Annotated in this window: 20 protein-coding genes and 1 tRNA gene; 16 read left to right on the top strand and 5 right to left on the bottom strand. The window is 62.6% G+C overall.

Translation table 11 applies throughout. From position 1 onward, the window contains the following. Nucleotides 1–724 precede the first annotated feature (724 nt). From ACP92_RS17130 to ACP92_RS17110, 5 genes are all read left to right on the top strand, one after another. Complete coding sequence (locus ACP92_RS17130) at nucleotides 725–1,354, top strand: paraquat-inducible protein A (protein ID WP_013235374.1); 630 nt, start codon at nucleotides 725–727, stop codon at nucleotides 1,352–1,354. Continuing rightward, on the top strand, nucleotides 1,351–2,061 hold the full coding sequence (locus ACP92_RS17125; RefSeq protein ID WP_013235373.1) for a paraquat-inducible protein A: 711 nt from the start codon (nucleotides 1,351–1,353) through the stop codon (nucleotides 2,059–2,061). The genes ACP92_RS17130 and ACP92_RS17125 overlap by 4 nt, the downstream gene beginning before the upstream one ends. Further along, complete coding sequence (locus ACP92_RS17120; RefSeq protein WP_013235372.1) at nucleotides 2,058–3,686, top strand: PqiB family protein; 1,629 nt, start codon at nucleotides 2,058–2,060, stop codon at nucleotides 3,684–3,686. The genes ACP92_RS17125 and ACP92_RS17120 overlap by 4 nt, the downstream gene beginning before the upstream one ends. Then, nucleotides 3,686–4,321 carry a PqiC family protein gene (locus tag ACP92_RS17115; RefSeq protein ID WP_232284946.1) on the top strand — a complete coding sequence of 212 codons (636 nt, stop codon included), beginning with the start codon at nucleotides 3,686–3,688 and terminating at the stop codon, nucleotides 4,319–4,321. The genes ACP92_RS17120 and ACP92_RS17115 overlap by 1 nt, the downstream gene beginning before the upstream one ends. 112 nt (nucleotides 4,322–4,433) lie before the next feature. Beyond that, on the top strand, nucleotides 4,434–4,688 hold the full coding sequence (locus ACP92_RS17110; RefSeq protein ID WP_013235370.1) for a DUF2442 domain-containing protein: 255 nt from the start codon (nucleotides 4,434–4,436) through the stop codon (nucleotides 4,686–4,688). A 78-nt stretch (nucleotides 4,689–4,766) separates the two neighbouring features. Here ACP92_RS17110 and ACP92_RS17105 read toward each other — a convergent pair whose 3' ends face one another. After that, complete coding sequence (locus ACP92_RS17105) at nucleotides 4,767–6,299, bottom strand: DEAD/DEAH box helicase (protein WP_013235369.1); 1,533 nt, start codon at nucleotides 6,297–6,299, stop codon at nucleotides 4,767–4,769. Nucleotides 6,300–6,688: 389 nt separating this feature from the next. Then, the gene (gene fabI, locus ACP92_RS17100) at nucleotides 6,689–7,471 is read right to left on the bottom strand and encodes an enoyl-ACP reductase FabI (protein WP_013235368.1); all 783 of its coding nucleotides are present in this window, start codon (nucleotides 7,469–7,471) and stop codon (nucleotides 6,689–6,691) included. A 395-nt stretch (nucleotides 7,472–7,866) separates the two neighbouring features. On the opposite strand from fabI, the gene ACP92_RS17095 reads away from it, so the two are divergent. From ACP92_RS17095 to ACP92_RS17080, 4 genes are all read left to right on the top strand, one after another. Then, nucleotides 7,867–9,696, top strand: coding sequence for an extracellular solute-binding protein (locus tag ACP92_RS17095; RefSeq protein WP_013235367.1), 1,830 nt, complete (start codon nucleotides 7,867–7,869; stop codon nucleotides 9,694–9,696). 82 nt (nucleotides 9,697–9,778) lie between these two features. Beyond that, complete coding sequence (locus ACP92_RS17090) at nucleotides 9,779–10,849, top strand: microcin C ABC transporter permease YejB (protein WP_013235366.1); 1,071 nt, start codon at nucleotides 9,779–9,781, stop codon at nucleotides 10,847–10,849. After that, nucleotides 10,846–11,892: an ABC transporter permease gene (locus ACP92_RS17085; protein WP_013235365.1), complete on the top strand. Its 1,047-nt coding sequence runs from the start codon at nucleotides 10,846–10,848 to the stop codon at nucleotides 11,890–11,892. Before ACP92_RS17090 ends, ACP92_RS17085 begins: the two co-directional genes overlap by 4 nt. Next, on the top strand, nucleotides 11,889–13,478 hold the full coding sequence (locus ACP92_RS17080; protein WP_013235364.1) for an ABC transporter ATP-binding protein: 1,590 nt from the start codon (nucleotides 11,889–11,891) through the stop codon (nucleotides 13,476–13,478). Before ACP92_RS17085 ends, ACP92_RS17080 begins: the two co-directional genes overlap by 4 nt. Nucleotides 13,479–13,641: 163 nt before the next feature. Here ACP92_RS17080 and ACP92_RS17075 read toward each other — a convergent pair whose 3' ends face one another. Further along, on the bottom strand, nucleotides 13,642–15,171 hold the full coding sequence (locus ACP92_RS17075; protein WP_013235363.1) for a transglycosylase SLT domain-containing protein: 1,530 nt from the start codon (nucleotides 15,169–15,171) through the stop codon (nucleotides 13,642–13,644). A gap of 338 nt (nucleotides 15,172–15,509) precedes the next feature. Then, complete coding sequence (gene gloB, locus ACP92_RS17070; RefSeq protein ID WP_013235362.1) at nucleotides 15,510–16,304, bottom strand: hydroxyacylglutathione hydrolase; 795 nt, start codon at nucleotides 16,302–16,304, stop codon at nucleotides 15,510–15,512. Between the two features lie 62 nt (nucleotides 16,305–16,366). On the opposite strand from gloB, the gene ACP92_RS17065 reads away from it, so the two are divergent. From ACP92_RS17065 to ACP92_RS17035, 7 genes are all read left to right on the top strand, one after another. Beyond that, nucleotides 16,367–17,161 carry a class I SAM-dependent methyltransferase gene (locus tag ACP92_RS17065; protein WP_013235361.1) on the top strand — a complete coding sequence of 265 codons (795 nt, stop codon included), beginning with the start codon at nucleotides 16,367–16,369 and terminating at the stop codon, nucleotides 17,159–17,161. 100 nt (nucleotides 17,162–17,261) lie between these two features. Further along, nucleotides 17,262–17,693 carry a ribonuclease HI gene (gene rnhA / locus ACP92_RS17060; RefSeq protein ID WP_013235360.1) on the top strand — a complete coding sequence of 144 codons (432 nt, stop codon included), beginning with the start codon at nucleotides 17,262–17,264 and terminating at the stop codon, nucleotides 17,691–17,693. 71 nt (nucleotides 17,694–17,764) lie between these two features. Beyond that, complete coding sequence (dnaQ, locus tag ACP92_RS17055; RefSeq protein WP_013235359.1) at nucleotides 17,765–18,499, top strand: DNA polymerase III subunit epsilon; 735 nt, start codon at nucleotides 17,765–17,767, stop codon at nucleotides 18,497–18,499. 147 nt (nucleotides 18,500–18,646) lie between these two features. After that, nucleotides 18,647–18,721 (top strand) — tRNA-Val (locus tag ACP92_RS17050). Between the two features lie 304 nt (nucleotides 18,722–19,025). Next, on the top strand, nucleotides 19,026–19,280 hold the full coding sequence (locus ACP92_RS17045) for an AbrB/MazE/SpoVT family DNA-binding domain-containing protein (protein WP_041311057.1): 255 nt from the start codon (nucleotides 19,026–19,028) through the stop codon (nucleotides 19,278–19,280). Next, complete coding sequence (locus ACP92_RS17040) at nucleotides 19,274–19,594, top strand: type II toxin-antitoxin system PemK/MazF family toxin (RefSeq protein WP_013235358.1); 321 nt, start codon at nucleotides 19,274–19,276, stop codon at nucleotides 19,592–19,594. Before ACP92_RS17045 ends, ACP92_RS17040 begins: the two co-directional genes overlap by 7 nt. A 157-nt stretch (nucleotides 19,595–19,751) precedes the next feature. Further along, nucleotides 19,752–21,161 carry a DUF2130 domain-containing protein gene (locus ACP92_RS17035; RefSeq protein ID WP_013235357.1) on the top strand — a complete coding sequence of 470 codons (1,410 nt, stop codon included), beginning with the start codon at nucleotides 19,752–19,754 and terminating at the stop codon, nucleotides 21,159–21,161. Between the two features lie 40 nt (nucleotides 21,162–21,201). Here ACP92_RS17035 and ACP92_RS17030 read toward each other — a convergent pair whose 3' ends face one another. After that, entirely contained in the window at nucleotides 21,202–21,465 is a 264-nt protein-coding gene (locus ACP92_RS17030) for a PAAR domain-containing protein (protein ID WP_013235356.1), read from the bottom strand. Nucleotides 21,466–21,471: the final 6 nt, after the last annotated feature.

Below are 21,471 nucleotides of genomic sequence, written 5' to 3'. Positions count from 1 at the left end.
TGCTGGGATGCTGGACTTGCTGCAATGCTTGAGTGCGTCAGATGTGGCGGATCGGGTTGCCTGGCTGCCACGGGCGCGTGGCCAGACAACCCGTCATAGAGCCAGAGGCGGCGTCTCCCGCCGCGCGCGGGCTGGCTGGCATGGCTGCCGGCGCGGAGTGCGGATTGTGCTGGTCTTCGAATGCATGATCGCTTCGCCTGATAGGGCTGCGACGTCGGCTCGGTACGGCTGGCGCGTCACTGCCTGGTTTTACTGCCGGTGCTGCTGGATTTGATTGGGTTTGCCGGATCGCGTGGAATCAGCGGGTACGGCAGGAAATACGGATTTTAGCGCGAGGCTAGTAGTAGCGACACCGGTAGCAACGCTAGCAGGGCGCTGGCGCTGTTGTGGCGTAGGGAGAATGTTGCTGCGGAAGTCATCTGTTCAATGTAGAAGATCGACGGCGATCTTGTCAAGCGCTATCTGGCCGGGCGAAGGAAAAGCCAGATAAAACTCTGCCAGAGTCCCGGCAATTTGTTGCTACAATCGCTGCTAATTAATAACCAGTGAGTCATTTATTTTGCGTCCGGCCGCCGCACAGGGCCTGTCGTGATGGAACGCCGGCCAGAGAATGCGCTCCAACCGAAGCCCGGCAATGGCCGTTGCGGTCTTGCCGGGTCATCACAACACAACATAAAACCACAGCGAACCGCAGAGCGCCCTGCGCCTCCAGCCATCCTCATCCATGCAGAAACGTCCGGACCTGATCGTTTGCGAAGAATGCGACGCCGTCTACCAGCGCCCCACCTTGGGCCAGCGCGAGGTGGCCCGCTGCCTGCGCTGCCACGCCGAGCTCGAGCGCGACACCGGACGCAGGCTGGAGCACCTGCTGCCGCTGACCATCGGCGCGCTGATCCTGTTCGTGATCGCCAATGTGTTTCCCATCGTGACCATCGAGCTGCAGGGCCTGTCGGCCGATACCACGCTGATGGGTGCGGTGGTAGCGCTCACCCGCGACGGCATGTCGGAAGTGGCGCTGCTGGTGCTGGCCACGACCTTGCTGTTTCCCATGATCCAGCTCTTCGTGCTGCTCTATCTGCTCATGCCGGGTTCGCGCCGCCAGCGCCCGCCCGGCTTCGTGCTGTTGCTGCGGCTGATGCAGGTCGCGCGCCCCTGGGGCATGATCGAAGTCTTCATGCTGGGCATCCTGGTGGCGCTGATCAAGCTCTCCAATATCGCCGAGGTCATTCCCGGCCCGGCGCTGTGGTCCTTCGGCGGCCTGACCGTGCTGCTGACGGTGGTGGTGTCGTTCAACCCGCGCTATCTCTGGCATCTGTGGGAGCAGCACCAGGGCAGCGGCGAGGTCCGTCCGTGAGCCGCCCTGCATCCACCTCCGCCGCCACCTCCGCCGGCCTGGCCGAGGACGGCGCGCAAGACCTGCCGGTGCAGCAGGCCGCGTCGCTGGACGTGATCGGTTGTCATCACTGCGGCACGGTCTGGCAGGATGCGCAGGCCGGTGAACGCTGCGGCGTCTGCCACGCGCCACTGCACGTACGCAAGATCGACAGCCTGACCCGCACCTGGGCGCTGCTGATCGCGGCCTGCATCATGTACATCCCGGCCAACCTGATGCCGGTGATGGTCACCCGCACGCTCTTCGACGAGCAGCGCGACACCATCCTCTCCGGCGTCATCTATTTCTGGACCTCGGGCGAATGGGGCCTGGCGCTGGTGGTCTTCGTGGCCAGCTTCCTGGTGCCGCTGTTCAAGCTGGTGGCGCTGGGCATCCTGGTGTTCTCGGCGCGCCGCCGCAGCCGCTGGCAGCGCCTGCAACGCGCCAAGCTGTATCGCCTGGTCGAGGCCATCGGCCGCTGGTCCATGCTGGACGTCTTCGTGGTCTCGGTGCTGACCGGGCTGGTCAAGATCCATGGTTTTGCCAATATCCACGCCGGCATCGGCATCGCCGCCTTCGGTGCGGTGGTGGTGCTGACCATGCTGGCTTCGCTGGCCTTCGATCCACGCCTGATCTGGGACGATGCCGACCCGACTCCCCCTGCCAACAAGAAACAGGAACCCGCATGACTCCACCTGACACCCCCGAGGACAAGCCGGCGCTGCTGCAGCCCCGCCGCACGCGCCAGCGCAACTGGCTGCCATCGCTGGTGTGGCTCATTCCCATCATCGCCGCTGTGGTCGGCCTCTCGCTGGTAGCCAAGATCCTGATCGATCGCGGCCCCCTGGTCACGGTGACCTTCCGCTCCGCCGAAGGGCTGGAGGCGGGCAAGACGCGGGTCAAGTACAAGGATGTGGAAATCGGCCAGGTGCAGACCCTGAAACTCGCCCCGGACCGTTCGCACGTGCTGGTGGGCATCCAGCTCAACAAGGAAGCCGCCGGTTTCGATGCCGAAGACACGCGCTACTGGGTGGTGCGTCCGCGCATTGCAGCCTCGGGCATTTCGGGACTGGGCACGCTGCTGTCGGGCGCTTATATCGGCGCTGATCCTGGCGCCTCCGAGCAGAGCAAGAAGAGCTTCGTCGGCCTGGAACAGCCACCCATCGTCACACGCGACGCTTCCGGCCGCCAGTTCGTGCTGCATACCAATGATCTGGGTTCACTGGACATCGGCTCGCCCATCTTCTATCGCCGCATCAAGGTGGGCCAGGTGGTGGCCTACGACCTCGATGCCGATGGTCGTGGCGTGACCTTGCGCATCTTCGTCAATGCGCCCTATGACAAGTTCGTCACCCAGACTTCGCGCTTCTGGCATGCCAGCGGCTTCGACATGGAGCTCAACGCCAGCGGCTTCAAGCTGCACACCCAGGCGCTGGCGACCGTGGTGCTGGGCGGCATCGCCTTCCGTGACCGTGATGAGGACCGCGTGAGCGCACCCGCCAAGGAAGGCGCCGAGTATGCGCTGGTGGAAGATGAAAGCGCCGCCATGAAGGAGCCCGACGGCGTGCCGCAGACTGCGCTGCTGTATTTCGACCAGTCCCTGCGCGGCCTGCAGCCGGGCGCTACGGTGGACTTCCGCGGCGTGGTGCTGGGCGAGGTCAAGAGCATTGGCGTCGAGTATGACAAGGCGCGCGGCGAATTCCGCATGCCGGTGGTGGTGCAGATCTATCCCGAGCGCCTGGGCCGCCGCTTCCAGGAAGAGACCGGCGAGCAACGCCGTTCCAATGCGCATCTGCTGCGCACGCTGGTCAAGCGCGGCCTGCGCGCCCAGCTGCGCAACGGCAACCTGCTGACCGGCCAGCTGTATGTAGCGATCGATTTCTTCCCCAAGGCCAAGCCGGCCCAGATCGATCCAGACAAGACGCCGCTGGAACTGCCCACCATCCCGGGCAGCCTGGATGAATTGCAGCAGCAGCTCTCGGATATCGCCGGCAAGCTTTCCAAGGTGCCCTTCGACGAGATCGGCCGTGATCTGCAGACTACGCTGAAGACCTTGAACAAGACCTTGTCCACCGCAGAGCAGACCGCTGCGCGCATCAACAACGATATCGCGCCCGAGATGCAGGCGGCCATGAAGGATGCCCGCAAGACCCTCAATGCAGCCGAGCGCACGCTGTCGGACGACGCACCGCTGCAGCAGGACATCCGCCAGACCATGCAGGAACTGTCCAAGGCCGCGGCCTCGATCCGTATCCTCACCGATTACCTGCAACAGCATCCGGAATCGCTGATCCGGGGCAAACAGGAGCCATGATGCAAGCCATGAAGAGCCTTTCCCTCAAGACCCTGGGCGCAGCGGCGCTGGCCGCTGGCCTGCTGACCGCCTGCGGCAGCACCCCGCCCACGCAGTTCTACACCCTGGCCGCCCCCACCGACGCAGGCGCGACCGCACGCAGCGCCGCCCAGGGGCCGCAGACCTTCATCGAAGTCATGCCGGTGGCTGTGCCCGAGCGCTTGGCGCGACCGCAGCTGGTGGTGCGCAGCGATGCCACGCGGGTGGATGTGCTGGAGCAGGAGCGCTGGTCCTCGCCCTTCAACAATGAGTTGCGCGATGCACTGGCGGCGGGGGTGGCGGCCAGGCTGGGCGCCATCGATGTCTCGCGCGGCGGGCGTCCGGCGGACCAGCCCAGCTATCGCATCAACGTCGAACTGCGCGATTTCGACGCCATGCGCAATGGCCAGGTCCAGGCCAGCTTCGGCTGGACCATCACCCGCTCCGACGACCGCCGCAGCGCGGCTTGCCGTCTGACGGTGGTCGAGCGCGTGGCAGGCAGCGCCAATGCGGATGTAGTGGCCGCCACGCAGAAGGCGGTGGGACAGGCGGTGCAGGCCATTGCCGATAACGTGCGAGCTTTGCAGGCGGGGCAGGGAGGGCAGTGTTCCGCTTGAGTTCGTTCTGCGGCTGGAGGGAATCGCAGTCGCTCCGCGATGCTTGTAAAATGGCCCGCGGGAGGGAATAAGCCAAATCGGATTGAACCGATTTACCTGAGGGGCATCCGCCATGCAATGGGACGTAGTGGAAGTCAAACTTTGCGGTGAATATGCGTTGCAGGTTCGCTTCAGGGATGGGGTGGAAGGTCGGGTCAGCTTTCTCCCAAGCTTTTTTAGGGGAGTCTTTGCATCCTTGAAGGATCAGGCCCAGTTCAACCAGGTCCGCTTGATCGAAGGTGTAGTGACCTGGCCCGGCGAGTTGGATCTTGCACCCGACGCCATGCATGACGAAATCAAGCGCAATGGTCATTGGCTGCTGGCATGATCAGATGTCGATGATCCCGCCCAAGAAAAAGCCGCTTCCGAGGAAGCGGCTTTTCAACATCAGGACAGCGTCCAGCGATCAACGATCGCCGTAGGAGCGGCGCGGACCGTCGGCGCGGAAACCGCCGCCATTGCCCTTGTAGCCGCCACCGCCGCCACCCTCGCGACGCGGGCCGTTGCCCGGCTTGGCGCCGCCGAAGCTGCGGCCTTCGCGGTTGTAGCCGCCTTCACGATTACCGCCGAAACCGCCTTCGCGATGGCCACCTTCACGATTGCCGCCGAAACCACCTTCGCGATGACCGCCACCTTCGCGGTTGCCGGCGCCGTAACGCGGGCCGTTGTTGCTGCGGCCATCACCCGGACGCCAGCCGCCCGGCTTGCGCGGGCTGCGCGGAGCAGCCGACTTCTTCGGCTCGAAACCTTCGACCACATCGACCGGAATGGTCTGCTTGGTGAAGCGCTCGATGCGCTTGACCTGCATGCCTTCGGCGTGGTTCACCAGCGAGATCGCCACGCCATTGCGGCCGGCACGGCCGGTACGGCCGATGCGGTGGACGTAGTCTTCAGCGAACTTGGGCAGGTCGTAGTTGAACACGTGGGTGATGCCCGGCACGTCGATGCCGCGGGCAGCCACGTCGGTGGCCACCAGCATGCGCACCTGGCCGCGGCGCAGGCTGTTCAAGGTACGGTTGCGGGCGCCCTGGTGCATGTCGCCATGCAGTGCGGCAGCAGCGAAACCGGCGATGTTGAGGCGATCGGCGATGGTGTCGGCGTCACGCTTGGTGGCGGTGAAGATCACGGCCTGGTCGATGCTGGTGTCGCGCAGCAGATGATCCAGAAGGCGATTCTTGTGCGACAGGTCATCCACGAAGTGCACGCGCTGCATGATGTTTTCATGACGGGTCGACGAGCTGGCGATCTGGATGGTCAGCGGATTGTTGGTGATGCGCTTGGCCATGTTGCCAACCACGCCGTCCAGCGTGGCCGAGAACAGCATGGTCTGGCGGGTCGCCGGGGTGGCGGCGACGATCTTTTCGATGTCGTCGATGAAGCCCATGTCCAGCATGCGGTCAGCTTCGTCCAGCACCAGGATCTGCAGTTGCGAGAAATCGATCTTGCCGGACTCCATATGGTCGATCAGACGGCCCGGGGTCGCCACCAGGATTTCCGGGTTGCGCGACAGCAGTTGCATCTGCTTCGGATACGGCATGCCGCCCAGGATGGACACCACGCGCACGCGGCGCATGTAGGCGCCGTACTTGTCGGTGGCGGTGGTCACTTGCAGGGCCAGTTCGCGGGTCGGGGTCAGCACCAGCATCTTCGGCTGTGCCGGCTGGTAACGCGGACGCTCGCCACGGGCGCGGCTGGCCTGGCGTTCCTGGTTGGGGGTACGGGCTGCTTGCGGCGCCGGCGGCAGGTCTGCCAGCTGGTGCAGCGAAGGCAGCATGAAGGCGGCGGTCTTGCCCGAGCCGGTCTGCGAGGACACCAGCAGATCCTGGCCGCTGATGGCGGCGGGGATGGCTTTTTCCTGGACCGGGGTCGGGGAGGTATAGCCTGCTTCGGTCAGGGCTTTGATGATCGAAGGGTTCAGGCCGAGTGCTTCAAAAGTCATAATCTCTTTCGTGAAAGTGAACGCCAGGCACGAGACGGGCGCACGCAAGCGCGCCGGGCATCGAGTGCCTGAACGAAAAAAAGCAACGCCAACCGACGAAATGACTATGAAAAATACAAAGAAATTTCGGCACAAAAGCTTTGCGCCGGGACGGCATCATCAAGGGATGCCAGGGGCGGGGGGCTTTTACTGGGAACTTGTCGTTATGACAGGTAAGGCTTGCGAAGCTGCTTGGGCGGATACGGCTGGAAACTCTGCAGGACAGATTTCACGTCCGATTCGCCTGCGCATTGGTTATTGCAATGCACAAGGCGAATCATACCTGAAAAGCTCGAAATTAGCACGAAGCTATTTCAAGAAACTGTCTCTTTATTGTGGGTGGTGCTTGATTATTCAGCCATTCCACCCACAACGCGGGAGAAGCCGCCATCCACATAGGTGATCTCGCCAGTGATGCCCGAGGCCAGGTCGGAGAGCAGGAAGGCCGAGGCATTGCCGACGTCTTCGATGGTCACATTACGGCGCAGCGGGGCGGTGGCGGCCACGGCGCCCAGGATCTTGCCGAAGCCCTTGATGCCGCTGGCGGCCAGGGTCTTGATGGGGCCGGCCGAGACGCCATTGACGCGCACGCCCTTGGGGCCCAGCGATTCGGCCAGGTAGCGCACCGAAGCTTCCAGGGAAGCCTTGGCCAGGCCCATGGTGTTGTAGTTGGGGACCACGCGTTCCGAGCCCAGGTAGGTCAGGGTCAGCAGGGCTGCATTGGACGACAGCAGCGGCATGGCGGCCTTGGCCATGGCCGGGAAGCTGTAGGCGGAGATGTCGTGGGCGATCTTGAAGCCTTCACGCGAGAAGCCTTCCAGGAAATCGCCGGCAATCGCTTCGGAGGGCGCAAAGCCGATGGCGTGGACCAGACCGTCGAGCTGGCTCCAGGACTTGCCCAGGTCGGCGAACAGGGCATTGATCTGCTCATCGCTGCCGACGTCGCAGTCGAAGACCAGCTTGCTGTCGAATTCTTCGGCGAACTTGGTGATGCGGTCCTTGAAGCGCTCACCCACATAGGTGAAGGCCAGTTCGGCGCCTTCGCGCTTGCAGGCCTGGGCGATGCCGTAGGCAATGGAACGGTTGGACAGCAAGCCGGTGATCAGGATTTTTTTGCCTTGCAGAAATGCCATGTTGACTCCGTGTGGTCCGCCGCGTAGTGCGCTTCTCTGCGGGGCAGAAGCAGGCGCGGCGCGGCCGGTGATGTTAGCGGCGCCGCGCAGGGGGCGGTCGCCGGGCTGGGACAGACCCGGATTGTAGGGGCTTGCGGCAGGCGCGGCAACCTTTGCGCCCTGCCAGGCTGGGCAGGGTGGCGGGATGGGCCGCCTCTTTGCCGGCGCTTGGCGGGGGATTCATTGATACTGCATTGATACTTCATGGATGCTTCCTCCCGCCTTCACAGGCGTTTTAATTGCTTCCCTGTAATCGTTCCACTCTTTACAATGCGCCGATCGGACTCGTTTCCGCTGGCAGGCATGGCTTTGCCTGCCCCATGACATCAACGCTTTGAGCGCAGACAGACAAACGCATGGTCAAGCCCCTGAAGAAGCACAAGTTTCTCCTTTCCTGCCTGCTGGCCACGGTGCTGGCCCACGCCCCAGCCCCCGCTCGCGCCGAGCACGCCTTTTCCCTGTACGACACGCCCCGTTACGGTCCCGGCTTCAGCCATTTCGACTACGTCAACCCCGACGCGCCCCGGCGCGGCACGCTCTACCTGGCCAATCCCGACCGTCGCACCAGTTTCGACAAGTTCAATCCCATGTCGATGAAGGGCGTTGCCGCGGCCGGGCTGGACCAGTTGATGTTCGAGACCCTGGCCGTGTCTTCCGGTGACGAGGTGGCGACCGTCTATGGCTTGCTGGCCGACGACATGCAACTGGCCCCGGATCGCATGTCCATGACCTTCCACCTCAATCCCAAGGCGCGCTTCAACAATGGCGACAAGGTCAGCGCCGCCGACGTGAAGTATTCCTTCGACACCCTGATGGCCAAGGGCGCGCCGCAGTACAAGTCGGTCTTTGCCGACGTCAAGGCTTGCGTGGTGGTGGATGCGTCCACGGTGCGTTTCGACTTCGCCAGCAGCAACCATGAGCTGCCGCTGATCGTCGCCAGCGTCCCGGTGTTTTCGCGGAAGTGGGCGCAGGGCACGCCCTTCGACCAGATCCAGCTGACCCCGCCCATCAGCACCGGCCCCTATCTGATCGAACGCTACGACACTGGCCGCAGCATCACCTACAAGCGCAATCCTGATTACTGGGGCAAGGACGTGCCGGCGCGACGCGGCATGTTCAACTTCGAGCGCATCGTCTACCGTTTCTACAAGGATGACCTGGCGCGGCTGGAAGCCTTCAAGGCTGGCGAGTTCGATGTGGTGGTGGAATACAGCGCCAAGAACTGGGCGCGCAGTTATACCGGCCCGCAATTCCGCGATGGCCGCATCATCAAGAAAGAATTCAAGCACTCCAACGGCGCCGGCATGCAGGGCTTCGTGATGAACCTGCGGCGCGACCAGTTCAAGGACGTACGCGTGCGCCAGGCCATCGGGCTGGCGCTGGATTACGAATGGATGAACCGCCAGTTGTTCTACGGCCAGTACACCCGCATCTATTCCTTCTTCAACAACAGCGACCTGGCCGCCACGGGCGAACCGCAGGGCGATGAGCTGGCCCTGCTGAAGTCCTTGCAGGCCAAGGGCCTGAAGATCGATCCGGCGGTATTCGGTCCGGCGCCGGTGCCACCGTCGACCAATCCCCCGTCGTCGCTGCGCGCCAACCTGCGCCAGGCGCGCGAACTGCTGGCGCAGGCAGGCTGGGTCTATCGCGATGGCGCGGTACGCAACGCCCAGGGCGTGCCGCTATCCTTTGAAATCCTCGATGACCAGAGTTCGATGTCGCGCGTCATCAGCGTGTTCGCCCGCAACCTGCGCACGCTGGGCATCGACGTGGTCCAGCGCAGCGCCGATTACGCGCTGGTGGCCAAGCGCATGGAAGATTTCGATTTCGACATGACCTCGATCCGCTTCCCCGATACCAGCAGTCCCGGCAATGAACTGCTGGACATGTTCGGCTCCCGCGCAGCCGATGAAAAAGGCTCCAACAACGCCTGGGGCCTGAAGGACCCGGTGGTGGACCAGCTGGTGCAGACCGTGATCGCGGCCGACACCCGCGTCAAGCTGACGGCCGCCGCGCGCGCCCTGGACCGGGTGCTGCTGCACAAGTACATCGTGGTGCCGCACTGGTATTCCTCGACGCACCGCATCGCCTACCAGAACCGCTTCGGCATTCCCCAGGTGGCGCCGTTGTATTACCAGGCCGATCCCTACGTGATCAGCACCTGGTGGGAGGAGAAGGGACGATGACGACGAGCTGCAATACAAGGGCAGAGGCAACGGCAAAGGCAAAGGCCGGCAGCGCCGGGCTTGAACGAGGATGGTGGCAGGCATGAATATCTGGTCCTACATAGTGAAGCGGGTGCTGTTGATGATCCCCACGCTCTTTGGCGTGGTGGCCATCACCTTTGCGGTGATCCAGTTCGTGCCGGGCGGCCCGGTGGAACAGGCCATGCTGGAGATGAAAGGGCGTGGCGGCGGTGGTGAAGCCTCCGGTGGCGGCGCCGCCAGCGGGGCCTCGGCCTATCGCGGCAGGCAGGGCATCGACGAGCAGCGCATCGCCGAGATCAAGCAGCTCTACGGTTTCGACAAGCCGCCGGTGGAGCGCTTCTGGACGATGTTGAAGGGCTTCCTCACCTTCGATCTGGGCAAGAGCTTCTACCATCATGGCGATGTCTGGACGCTGGTCAAATCCAAGCTGCCCGTCTCCATCAGCATCGGACTATGGACTTTCCTGTTGAGCTACCTGATCTCGGTGCCGCTGGGCATTGCCAAGGCGGTGCGCGAGGGTACGCGCTTCGATACGGCCACCACCGGGCTGGTGCTGGTCGGTTATTCGATTCCGGGCTTCGTGCTGGGCGTGTTCCTGCTGGTGCTGTTTGCCGGCGGCAGCTTCGTGCAGTGGTTCCCCTTGCGCGGACTGACCTCGGACAACTGGGAAAGCCTCTCGCTGATGGGCAAGATCACCGATTACCTGTGGCACATCACCTTGCCGGTGACGGCCTCCGTGATCGGGTCCTTCGCCGTCATCACCATGCTCACCCGCAATACCTTCCTCGAGGAAATCCGCAAGCAATACGTGCTCACCGCGCGCGCCAAGGGCCTCTCCGAGCGCCGGGTGCTGTACAAGCACGTGTTCCGCAATGCGCTCATTCCCCTGGTGACCGGCTTCCCCTCGGCCTTCATCGCGTCCTTCTTTGCCGGCAGCCTGTTGATCGAGACCCTGTTCTCGCTGGACGGCATGGGCCTCTTGGCCTATGAGTCGGCGATCCGGCGCGACTACCCGGTGGTCATGGGAACGCTCTACCTGTTCACCCTCATCGGCCTGGTGGTCAAGCTGGTGGGGGATCTTTGCTATGTGTGGGCCGATCCACGCGTCCAATTCGAAAGCCTGGCCAAATGAGCACGACCACTTCCCCGGCCCCCTCGATCTCGCCCGGCCGCCGGATCTGGCTGCGCTTTTGCGCTGACCGTGCCGGCTACTGGAGCCTGTGGCTGTTTTCCCTTCTGTTCGTGCTGAGCCTGGGCGCGGAACTGATTTCCAATGACCGGCCCCTGATGGCGCGCTACCAGGGCAAGCTGATCTTCCCCATCGTCCAGGATTATTCCGACAAGAGCTTCGGCGGCGATTTCGATTCGCCGGCGGACTACCTCGACCCCTTCATCCAGGCGCAACTGCGCAAGGACGGCAACTGGGTCCTCTATCCGCCCAATCGCTACGGCTACAACACTCTCAACTACTTCGCCAAGCAGCCCAACCCGGCCGCCCCCTCCAGCGAGAACTGGCTGGGCACCGATGACCGCGGCCGCGATGTGTTTGCGCGCCTGCTCTATGGCTTCCGCGTCTCGGTGCTGTTCGGCATGGCGCTGACCTTCATCGGTGTGGTGCTGGGCGTGGCCGCCGGGGCGGTGCAGGGCTACTTCGCCGGGCGTACCGATCTGTTCACCCAGCGCTTGCTGGAGATCTGGGGCTCCATGCCGGAGCTGTACCTGCTGATCATCTTCTCGTCGATCTTCCAGCCCAGCCTGGGGCTGCTGCTGGTGCTGCTGTCGCTGTTCGGCTGGATGAGCCTGTCGGATTACGTGCGCGCCGATTTCCTGCGCAACCGCAACCTGGAATACATCCAGGCGGCCCGCGCCATGGGCTTGCCGGATCGCCTCATCATCTGGCGTCACGTCCTGCCCAACAGCATGACCACGGTGGTGACCTTCCTGCCATTCCGCATGAGCGCCGCCATCCTGGCGCTGACCAGCCTGGACTTCCTCGGCCTGGGCGTGCCGCCGTCCACGCCCAGCCTGGGTGAATTGCTGGCGCAGGGCAAGAACAATCTCGATGCCTGGTGGATCGCCTTGTCCACCTTCGTGGTCCTCACCGTGACCCTGCTGCTGCTGACCAATATCGGCAATGCCCTGCGCAATGCCCTGGATGTACGGAGGAAGGCATGAGCGCCGCGCTGCTGGAAGTCAATAACCTGACGGTGCGCTTCGGCGATACCGTGGTGGTGGACCGCGTGAGCTTTGCCATAGCACCCGGGGAGAAGTTCGCCCTGGTGGGCGAATCCGGCTCAGGCAAGACCGTGTCTTCACTGGCCGTGATGCAGCTCAACCAGGACGCCCGCTACGAAGGCAGCATCCTGCTGGACGGCCAGGACGTGCTGGCCAAGAGTGAACGCCAGATGCAGCAGGTGCGCGGCAACGACGTGGCGATGATCTTCCAGGAACCGATGACGGCGCTGAACCCGCTCTTCACCATCGGCAACCAGATCGCCGAAGTGCTGATGCATCACGAAGGCCTCAACGCCCGTGACGCCGCCCGGCGCGCCGTGGCGCTGCTGGAAAAGACCGGCATCCCCGAGCCGGCGCGCCGGGCCTTGTCCTATCCACATGAACTCTCCGGCGGCCAGCGCCAGCGCGCCATGATCGCCATGGCCCTGGCCTGCAAGCCCAAGCTGCTGATCGCCGACGAACCGACCACGGCCCTGGACGTGACCATCCAGGTGCAGATCCTGGCGCTGCTGAACCAGTTGCAGCGCGAAGAGAACATGGCCGTGCTCATCATCTCGCACGACCTGAACCTGGTGCGCCACTTCGCCGACCGCGTCGGCGTGATGGAGAAGGGCAAGCTGGTGGAAAGCGCCAGCGTGGCCGAGCTGTTCGCCAATCCGCAGCAGCCTTACACACGCAAGCTGTTGCAGAGCCGGCCGCAACGCAATGCGGCCGACGTGGCAGCCGATGCGCCCGTGGTCTTGCAGGCAGAAAGGCTGCGCTGCACCTATCACATCAAGCAGGGCTGGTTCGCCAAGCGCGCCTTCCATGCCGTCGATGGCGTCGACCTGCAATTGCGCCGGGGCGAAACCCTTGGCATCGTCGGTGAATCCGGTTCCGGCAAGTCCACCCTGGGCATGGCCTTGCTGCGGCTGTCAGCGGCCAGCGTGGCGGGCAGCATCCGCTTCGACGGCGTGCCCATTTCCGAGCGCCCACAGCGCGAGCTGCGGCCTTTGCGCTCGCGCATGCAGGTGGTGTTCCAGGATCCGTTCGCCTCGCTCTCGCCGCGCCGTACGGTCGAGCAGATCGTCGGCGAAGGCTTGGAGCTGCATCATCCCGACAGAAGCGCCGAGCAGCAGCGCCAGGCCATCGTCGCCGCGCTGGAAGAGGTCGGCTTGAGCGCCGCCGTGCTGGAACGTTATCCCCATGAATTCTCCGGCGGCCAGCGCCAGCGCATCGCCATCGCCCGTGCGCTGGTGCTGCAACCCGAGCTGCTGCTGCTGGATGAGCCCACCTCGGCGCTGGATGTGACTGTGCAGCAGCAGGTGCTGCAACTGCTGGCCGAATTGCAGCGCCGGCATGGACTGGCCTATCTCTTCATCACCCACGACCTGGCCGTGGTGCAAGCCATGGCGCACCAGGTGATCGTGATGAAGGATGGCAAGGTGGTCGAGAGCGGCGCCACCGCCCAGGTGCTGCAGCAACCGCAGCAGGAATACACGCGCCGGCTGGTGGCGGCTGCCACCTACGCCGAAGCGGCCCCCTGAACCGCGCCCGGGCCGCAGGACAAAAAGAAAACCCGAAGTCCGGATCAGCTCCGGGGCTTCGGGTCCATGCAGACTGCAATCGTTGTTCTTGTTTCCGTGCTTAAGGCGCGTCTTCTTGTGTTGGGCGGTCAGGCCGCCCGGGTCTCCTCCGGTTTCCTCCGGATTATTGCTTGCGTGCGTCGTTGCCCGAGGCCAGCGTCAAGGGCTTGCCGGCGACCTTGCGCGCCGGGGCCGGCGCAGCCTTGCGCACCGGCGCCTTGGCTGAGGCGACCTGGCGGCGCGCCGGCGCGGCACGATGATGGGAGGCTACCCGCGTAGTGGCGTGGCCGGCGACATTGGGGACCTGCAATTGCAGGCTCTGGCCAGCAGCCAGGGTGTCGCGCTTGAGTCCATTCCATTCCTTGATCTGCGCCACGGTCACGCGATAGCGGCTGGCGATCCCGGCCAGGGTGTCGCGCTTGCCGGCCTTCACATAGATGCGGCGGGTTTCCGGCACGTCCGGGGCGATGGCCAGGCGGGCGTTGTCGGCGATTTCGGGCGTCAGGTCGGTATCGAGCGCGGCGGTCTCTTCCGTCTTGGGCACCAGGATGGTGGAGCCGGCCTTCAAGACCATGCGCGGCGGGATCTGGTTTACGCTGCGGATCACTTCCGGGGTGGTGCCGAACTTGCTGGCGATGGTCTCGATGCGCTCGCGCGCGCTGGAGACGGTGTGTGCGGTCCAGGTCGAGAAGGCCTGCGTCCACTTGGACATGTTGGCCTTGAACTTCTCGGCATTGCTTTCCGGCAGCAGGATCTTGGTGTCTTCGCCGCCGATGATGACCGGGCGGTTGAATTGCGGGTTCAAGGCCTTGAACTCGTCCAGCGACAGCTCGGCCAGTTGCGCCGCGACCTTCACGTCGATGTTGCGGGTCTTGCCGATGGTGACGAAGTAGGGCTGGTTGTCCACCTTGGGCAGGGCGATGTCGAAGGCAGCCGGGTTGGCGATGATGTTCTTGACCGCCTGCAGCTTGGGCACGTAGTTACGTGTCTCGTTGGGCATCTGCGCCGACAGTGTATTGAAGTCGATCGGCATGCCGGCCGCGAGGTTGCGGTTGACGGCGCGCTGCACCGAGCCTTCGCCCCAGTTGTAGGCCGCCAGCGCCAGCTGCCAGTCGCCGAACATGCCGTAGAGCTTCTGCAGGTAGGTCAGCGCCGCGTCCGTCGAGGCCAGCACATCGCGGCGCTCGTCGGTGAACATGTTCTGCTTGAGGTTGTAGTCGCGCCCGGTGGAGGGGATGAACTGCCACATGCCGGCTGCCTTGGCGGTGGACAGCGCTTCCGGATTGAAGGCCGACTCGATGAAGGGCAGCAGCGCCAGTTCGGTGGGCATGCCGCGCTTTTCCAGTTCCTGCACGACGTGGAACAGGTAGCGCGAGGCGCGCACCGTGGTGCGCTGGATGTAGTCAGGGCGGGAGCTGTACCACTGGGTCTGGCTCTCCACCAGCGAATTGTCCAGATCCGGAATCCCGAAGCCCTTGCGGATGCGCGTCCAGATGTCGATGTCATTCATCCCCGGCAGGGCATTGCCAGCCAGTTCGGGATTGATCGCATTGAAGGGGGCGGGGTAGATCGAGATATCGTTGGCGTAGGAGAGCAGCGGGGCACCAGCGCAGAACAGGGCGGCAATGGCGAGTTGTTTCAAAGTACGCTGCATGTGGGCGATATCCTGTGCCAGAGGCAAAAGTTAGCGTGCGGCGCTTCCGTGGCAGAGCTGTGATGAAGCTCGTCACCTCTGGTCTGCGGCCGACCGGAATGCGGTCGCGGGCGCGTGCAGGTCGAGGCTGATGCAAGGGCGGAAGCAGCGGGTTTCCCCGGCGTGGCGCGTAGAGGACACCAGTTCGTAAAAAAACGTAAAACCACTGGCGCCCGATTTGGGGAATTGGAGGAGTGTACGGAAGACCCTTTTCCGCAGTCAAGTAAAAATTGGCGCTGTTACAAAGGCAAGTCCTTGATTTGGCAGGGAATTGGCCCTAAGTCGCGCATAACATCGGCTTATTTGTAGCTATTCTTCCATTCGCGCAGTGCCGCGAAGCTGCTAACTTCGTCCAACTCCTTCAAACGTCCTGCTTTCTGTAACGAATCCAGGATTTCCTTTTCGGTTGCGCGCAGGAAGGGATTGGTCTGGCGCTCCAGCGCGATGCTGGTCGGCACCGTCGGTTCTCCGCGTTCCCGGCGCGCGCGCTCCCGGGTGATCCGCGCGTGCAGCTCGGCATTGCCGGGCTCCACCTCAGCAGCAAATTTCAGGTTGGAGAGCGTGTATTCATGAGCGCAGTAGACCGCGGTCTGCCCCGGCAGGCTGGCCAGCCGGCTCAGCGAATCCACCATCTGCTGCGGCGTTCCTTCGAAGAGCCGGCCGCATCCACCGGCAAAGAGGGTGTCGCCACAGAAGAGCATGGCTTGCTCGGGCGCATGGTAGGCGATATGGCCCATCGTATGGCCGGGCACTTCGATGACTTCCAGACGCAGGCCCAGCACGGCAATATCCACCTGGTCATTCCCGTGCAGCGGGACTGTCATCCCCTTGATGCGGGATTGCTCACGGGCAGGCCCGTAGACCGGGATGATGGGGAATGTATCGCTGGCGGCCTGTCTTGCCAGTTCGACCACGCCGCCGACGTGGTCAGCGTGATGATGAGTCAGTAGAATAGCGGCCAGTGTCAGGCCCTCGGCCTGTAATGCGGCCAGTACAGGCACGGCGTCACCGGGATCGACCACGGCAGCGTAGCGCCCGTCGTGGATGATCCATAGGTAGTTGTCGTCGAACGCCGGTACGGCCAGGACGTCCAATGAAGTTTTCTGATCCGGTTGGGCTGGCTTGGCTGGCTGGGTCATGAGGCGCGAAAGAAGAGATGGCTGACAAGGCTGAACTTGCTGAAAACGCTAGCAACGCGGAAATTATAGACCTCGCGGCCTGGTTGCAGACGCCCACCGGCAATTACCTGCGCCAATGGGAGCAGCGTCACCTCAATGCGCTGACCGCCGACATCTTCGGTTTCAACGCCGTGCAGATCGGCTCGCCCCAGATCCACGCCTTGCAGGCCAACCGCATGCCCTACCGCTGGCTGGCCGACAAGAGCATGCCCGAAGAGGGCCAGTCCGAGCTGGAGATCCCGCAGGTGGTGATCCCCGACTTTGGTGAATTGCCCTTTGCCACCCAGAGCCTGGACCTGGTAGTGCTGCCGCACGTGCTGGAGTTTGCTGCCGAGCCGCACCAGGTGCTGCGCGAGGTCGAGCGCGTGCTGATCCCGGAAGGCCAGGTCATCATCTGCGGCTTCAATCCCAGCAGCCTGTGGGGCGTGCGGCAGGTCGCCGGCCGGCTGACCGGCGCGCACTTCCTGCCGCAGGATGGCGAATTCATCCGCCTGCCGCGCCTGAAGGACTGGTTGAAGCTGCTGAACATGGAAGTCAATCGCGGCCACTTCGGCTGCTATGCGCCGCCCTGCGAGACCACGCAATGGCTGGACCGTTTCGGCTTCATGGAAAAGGCCGGCGACCGCTGGTGGCCCTATCTGGGCGCGGTCTACATCGTGCAGGCCATCAAGCGCGTGCCCGGCATGCGCCTGATCGGCCCGGCCCTGCAGCGCCAGAAAGTGAAGGCGCCGCGTGGCGTGCCAGTGACCAACCGCATCCACAAGACCGACTGAAGATCGACTGAACAAACCGGGAGCAGGGCGGCGCGATCAGGTATCATCGCGGCCCGGCCACCCGAGCCTGTAAGCAAATAGTGCAGATAGATTGAAGAGCATGGACAAAGTAGAGATTTATTCCGATGGCGCCTGCAAGGGCAACCCTGGCCGTGGCGGCTGGGGCGCTTTGCTGGTAGCCGGCGGCAAGGAAAAGGAAATCTTCGGCGGCGAGCCCAACACCACCAACAACCGCATGGAACTGATGGCGGTGATTCAGGCCCTCAATGCCCTCAAGCGCCCCTGCGAAGTGGTGGTGCATACCGACAGCCAGTATGTGCAGAAGGGCATCAGCGAGTGGATCCACGGCTGGAAGGCCCGTGGCTGGAAGACCGCCAGCAAGGAGCCGGTCAAGAATGCCGACCTCTGGCAGGCGCTGGACGCCGCCCAGCAGCAGCATCAGGTAGAGTGGCGCTGGGTGCGCGGTCACAACGGCCACGCCGGCAACGAGCGCGCCGACCAGTTGGCCAATCGCGGCGTGGAAAGTATTTAAAGACACGTCCGTCGTTCCATCCGCAGCAGTCCCCCGTATCAGCACAAGCAACAGCATCAGCAGGAGCAAACATGCGTCAGATCATCCTCGATACCGAAACCACGGGCCTTTCGCCACGCAACGGCAACCGCATCCTGGAAATCGGTTGCGTGGAAGTGCTCAACCGCCAGTTGTCGGGCAAGAACCTGCATTTCTACATCAACCCCGAGCGTGACTCCGAAGAAGGCGCGCTGGCCGTCCACGGCCTGACCACCGAATTCCTGGCCGACAAGCCCACCTTCAAGCAGATCGCCGCCGAGTTCCTCGACTATGTACGCGGGGCGCAGATCATCATCCACAACGCCCCCTTCGACGTCGGCTTCCTCGATGCCGAACTGGCCTTGCTGGGCCTGCCGCCCTTCAAGGATCACGTGATCGACGTGGTGGACTCGCTGCAGATGGCCAAGGAACTGCACCCTGGCCGGCGCAATTCGCTCGATGCGCTGTGCGACCGCTATGGCATTTCCAACGCCCACCGCGTCCTGCACGGCGCGCTGCTGGATGCGGAGTTGCTGGCCGAAGTCTATCTCTCCATGACCCGTGGTCAGAATTCCCTGACCATGGATCTGGGCGCGGAGGAAGATGTCAGTGAAGGCGAGGGCAAGCTGGAGCTGGCGCCGCTGGCCGAGGTGATCGTGGTGGCGGCCAGCGAGGAAGAGCTGGGTCTGCATGAAGATGTGCTGAACCAGCTCGACAAGGAAGCCCGCGGCAGCTGCGTCTGGCGTTTCGAACCGCCGCCGCCGGAGGCGACTGCAGAGGCAGCGTGAAACGGCGCAGCGCTGGGGTCTTTGTCGTCGTACGGCAGCGCTTTCGATAAAAATGAAGAATTATTTACGAAGCACTTGCGCAGGACGAAAAACATTGGCATAATCTCGCTTCTCGATTGGCGCTGCAGCAAAAAGCCAGTCAGGTATGGAAGGTTAGCTCAGTGGTAGAGCACTGCATTCACACTGCAGGGGTCGCAAGTTCAAACCTTGCACTTTCCACCAAAATTCAGAAAAGCCCGCCTTGTGCGGGCTTTTCGCATTGGCGCTACGGATCTCCCCCCTGCGTCTCCCCCACCCTCCATCGCTGGCTGAAGCAGCCCGCACTTGCACCACGCTTCATCGCCCACGGTCTCTCAGCGCCAGAAGCACCTGATCATGGTTATGATGGCTCACTCGATTCAAAGACTTTATGAGATATATATGTTTGCTGATGTATTTCAGTGATAGATGTTTCACCTACGTTGTAATAACATTGTATGGACGTGGCTATTTGAAGTAACAACATTGTATTGACTCGGTGAGACCAATGAAGACATCAATCCGCAAAATGGGTAACTCGCAAGGTGTACTGATTCCCAAGCCATTTCTGGCCAAGATCGGAATGCTTGTCGATGAGGATATCGATATTGACGTTGAAGACGACAAGATCGTGATCCGCAAGTTGGAAAAGCGCCCGCGAGAGGGTTGGGCTCAAGCGAGTCAGAAAATTGCGGCTGCGCACGATGACGCCCTTGTCTGGCCTGAGTTTGCAAACGATGGTGACAAGGACTTGGAATGGTGAGGCGCGGAGAAATCTGGTTGGCTGCGCTCGACCCAACAGTGGGTAGCGAAATCAATAAAACCAGGCCATGCGTTGTTGTCTCGCCGGCAGAGATGCATGATTATCTGCGCACGGTGATTGTCGTTCCGATGACCACAGGCAGTAAGCCCGCACCGTATCGAGTTCCCATCACGTTTGAGAAGAAAAAAGGGCTCATCGTGTTGGATCAGATGCGCACGCTCGACAAAGAGCGGTTGGTCAAGAAACTCGGTCGCGTAACCGACAAGACCCTTGCGCATACATTGGAAGCGCTGCAAGAAGTCTTCGCACAATAGTGAATGAGCCAACTGCTTGCTGAATCGACGATCGGATGAATGAAGCGCGATGCAGTCTGGTCGCATGCCCGTTTCCGATCCCATTTTTCCGCTGACCGCATTGTCGTCTTTCTTTTAGCCAGCACCGCTCACCCGCCCATCAGGATTTCGACTACTCATGCACGACATCATCTGCCCCTACTGCAACAAAGCCTTCAAGATCGATGAAGCCGGTTACGCCGACATCCTCGCGCAAGTCCGCGACAGCGCCTTCGAGCAGCAATTGCACGAGCGCCTGGAACTGGCCGAGCAGGACAAGCGCAACGCCATCGAACTGGCCCGCGCCAAGGCCGAGGCGGAGTTGCAGAAGGCCGCGGCGGCCCGTGATGCCGAGATCCAGGAACTGAAATCGAGGCTCGAAGCCGGCGAGCTGGCCCAGAAGATGGCGGTGGCCGAAGCCATGGCCCAGGTGGAGCGCGAGCGCGACAAGCTGGCCTACGACCTGGAGCAGGCCCGGAAGGAAAAACAAGCTGACCTGCAACTGGCCGAAGCGCGCCTGGCGCAGCAATTGCAGCAGACCGTCAGCGACAAGGACGCCGAAATCCAGACCCTCAAGGCGCGCATGGAATCCATTGCACTGTCCCAGAAGCTGGCCGTCAACGAAGCCGTCGGTGCGGTGGAGAAGGAGCGCGACGAGCTCAAGAGCAGCCTCATGCGCTCCGAGCTGGAAAAGCAGCTGGCCGAGCAATCCCTGAAGGACAAGTACGAAACCCAGTTGAAGGATCGCGAAGACATGATCGAGCGCCTGCGCGACATGAAGGCGCGGCTCTCCACCAAGATGGTCGGCGAAACCCTGGAGCAGCACTGCGAGACCGAATTCAACCGCATCCGCGCCACCGCCTTTCCGCGCGCCTATTTCGAGAAGGACAATGACGCCCGCAGCGGCAGCAAGGGCGACTACATCTTCCGCGATACGGATGAAGGCGGCACCGAGATCGTCTCCATTATGTTCGAGATGAAGAACGAGAGCGATCGCACCGCCACCAAGAACCGCAACGAAGATTTCCTGAAGGAGCTGGACAAGGACCGCCAGGAAAAGGGCTGTGAATACGCCGTCCTGGTCTCGATGCTGGAGCCGGACAGTGAGCTCTACAACACGGGAATCGTCGATGTCTTCCATCGCTATCCCAAGATGTACGTGGTGCGCCCGCAGTTCTTCATTCCCATCATCACGCTGCTGAGGAATGCCGCGCTCAATTCCCTGAAATACAAGAACGAACTGGCGCTGGTGAAGGCGCAGAACATCGACATCACCAACTTCGAATCCGAGCTGGACACCTTCAAGGCGGCCTTCGCCAAGAACTACGACCTGGCCTCGCGCCGCTTCCAGACCGCCATCGACGAGATCGACAAGTCCATCGACCACTTGCAGAAGACCAAGGAAGCCTTGCTGGGCACCGACCGCAACCTGCGCCTGGCCAATGACAAGGCGCAGGATGTGACCATCAAGCGCTTGACGCGGGGCAATCCGACCATGGCGGCCAAGTTCGCCGAGATCAACAAGGAGCAGTCCGAGGACGGGCAGTGATGGTCTTGCTTGCCGTGACGGCCTGAAGCGATTAAAGCGCTTAAAGCGATGCAATCAGGCTGGCGCCGCAGGTCGTCGTATCTCCGTGATAGGCGACTTGTTTGCCATGATGTTTGCGGGTGCTGTTGCCACCGCCTGGCTGGATGGCGAATTGCCCCTTGCACTTGGGGCAGGTCGTCATATCCCCTTCAAGCGCAACGCCTTTGCCCATGGCCTTGAGCGTATCGCTGGCTGAAATCACTTCGCCGCCGTGGGAGGTCTTGTCACCCAGGCGGATCACGGCTCTACCTTGTTGGTCTTTCATGGGGGG

The organism is Herbaspirillum seropedicae (assembly GCF_001040945.1).
Classification (GTDB): Bacteria; Pseudomonadota; Gammaproteobacteria; order Burkholderiales; family Burkholderiaceae_D; genus Herbaspirillum; species Herbaspirillum seropedicae.
The sequence above is the reverse complement of the archived record's forward strand: the minus strand, read 5'-3'. Positions and strand labels throughout refer to the sequence as shown.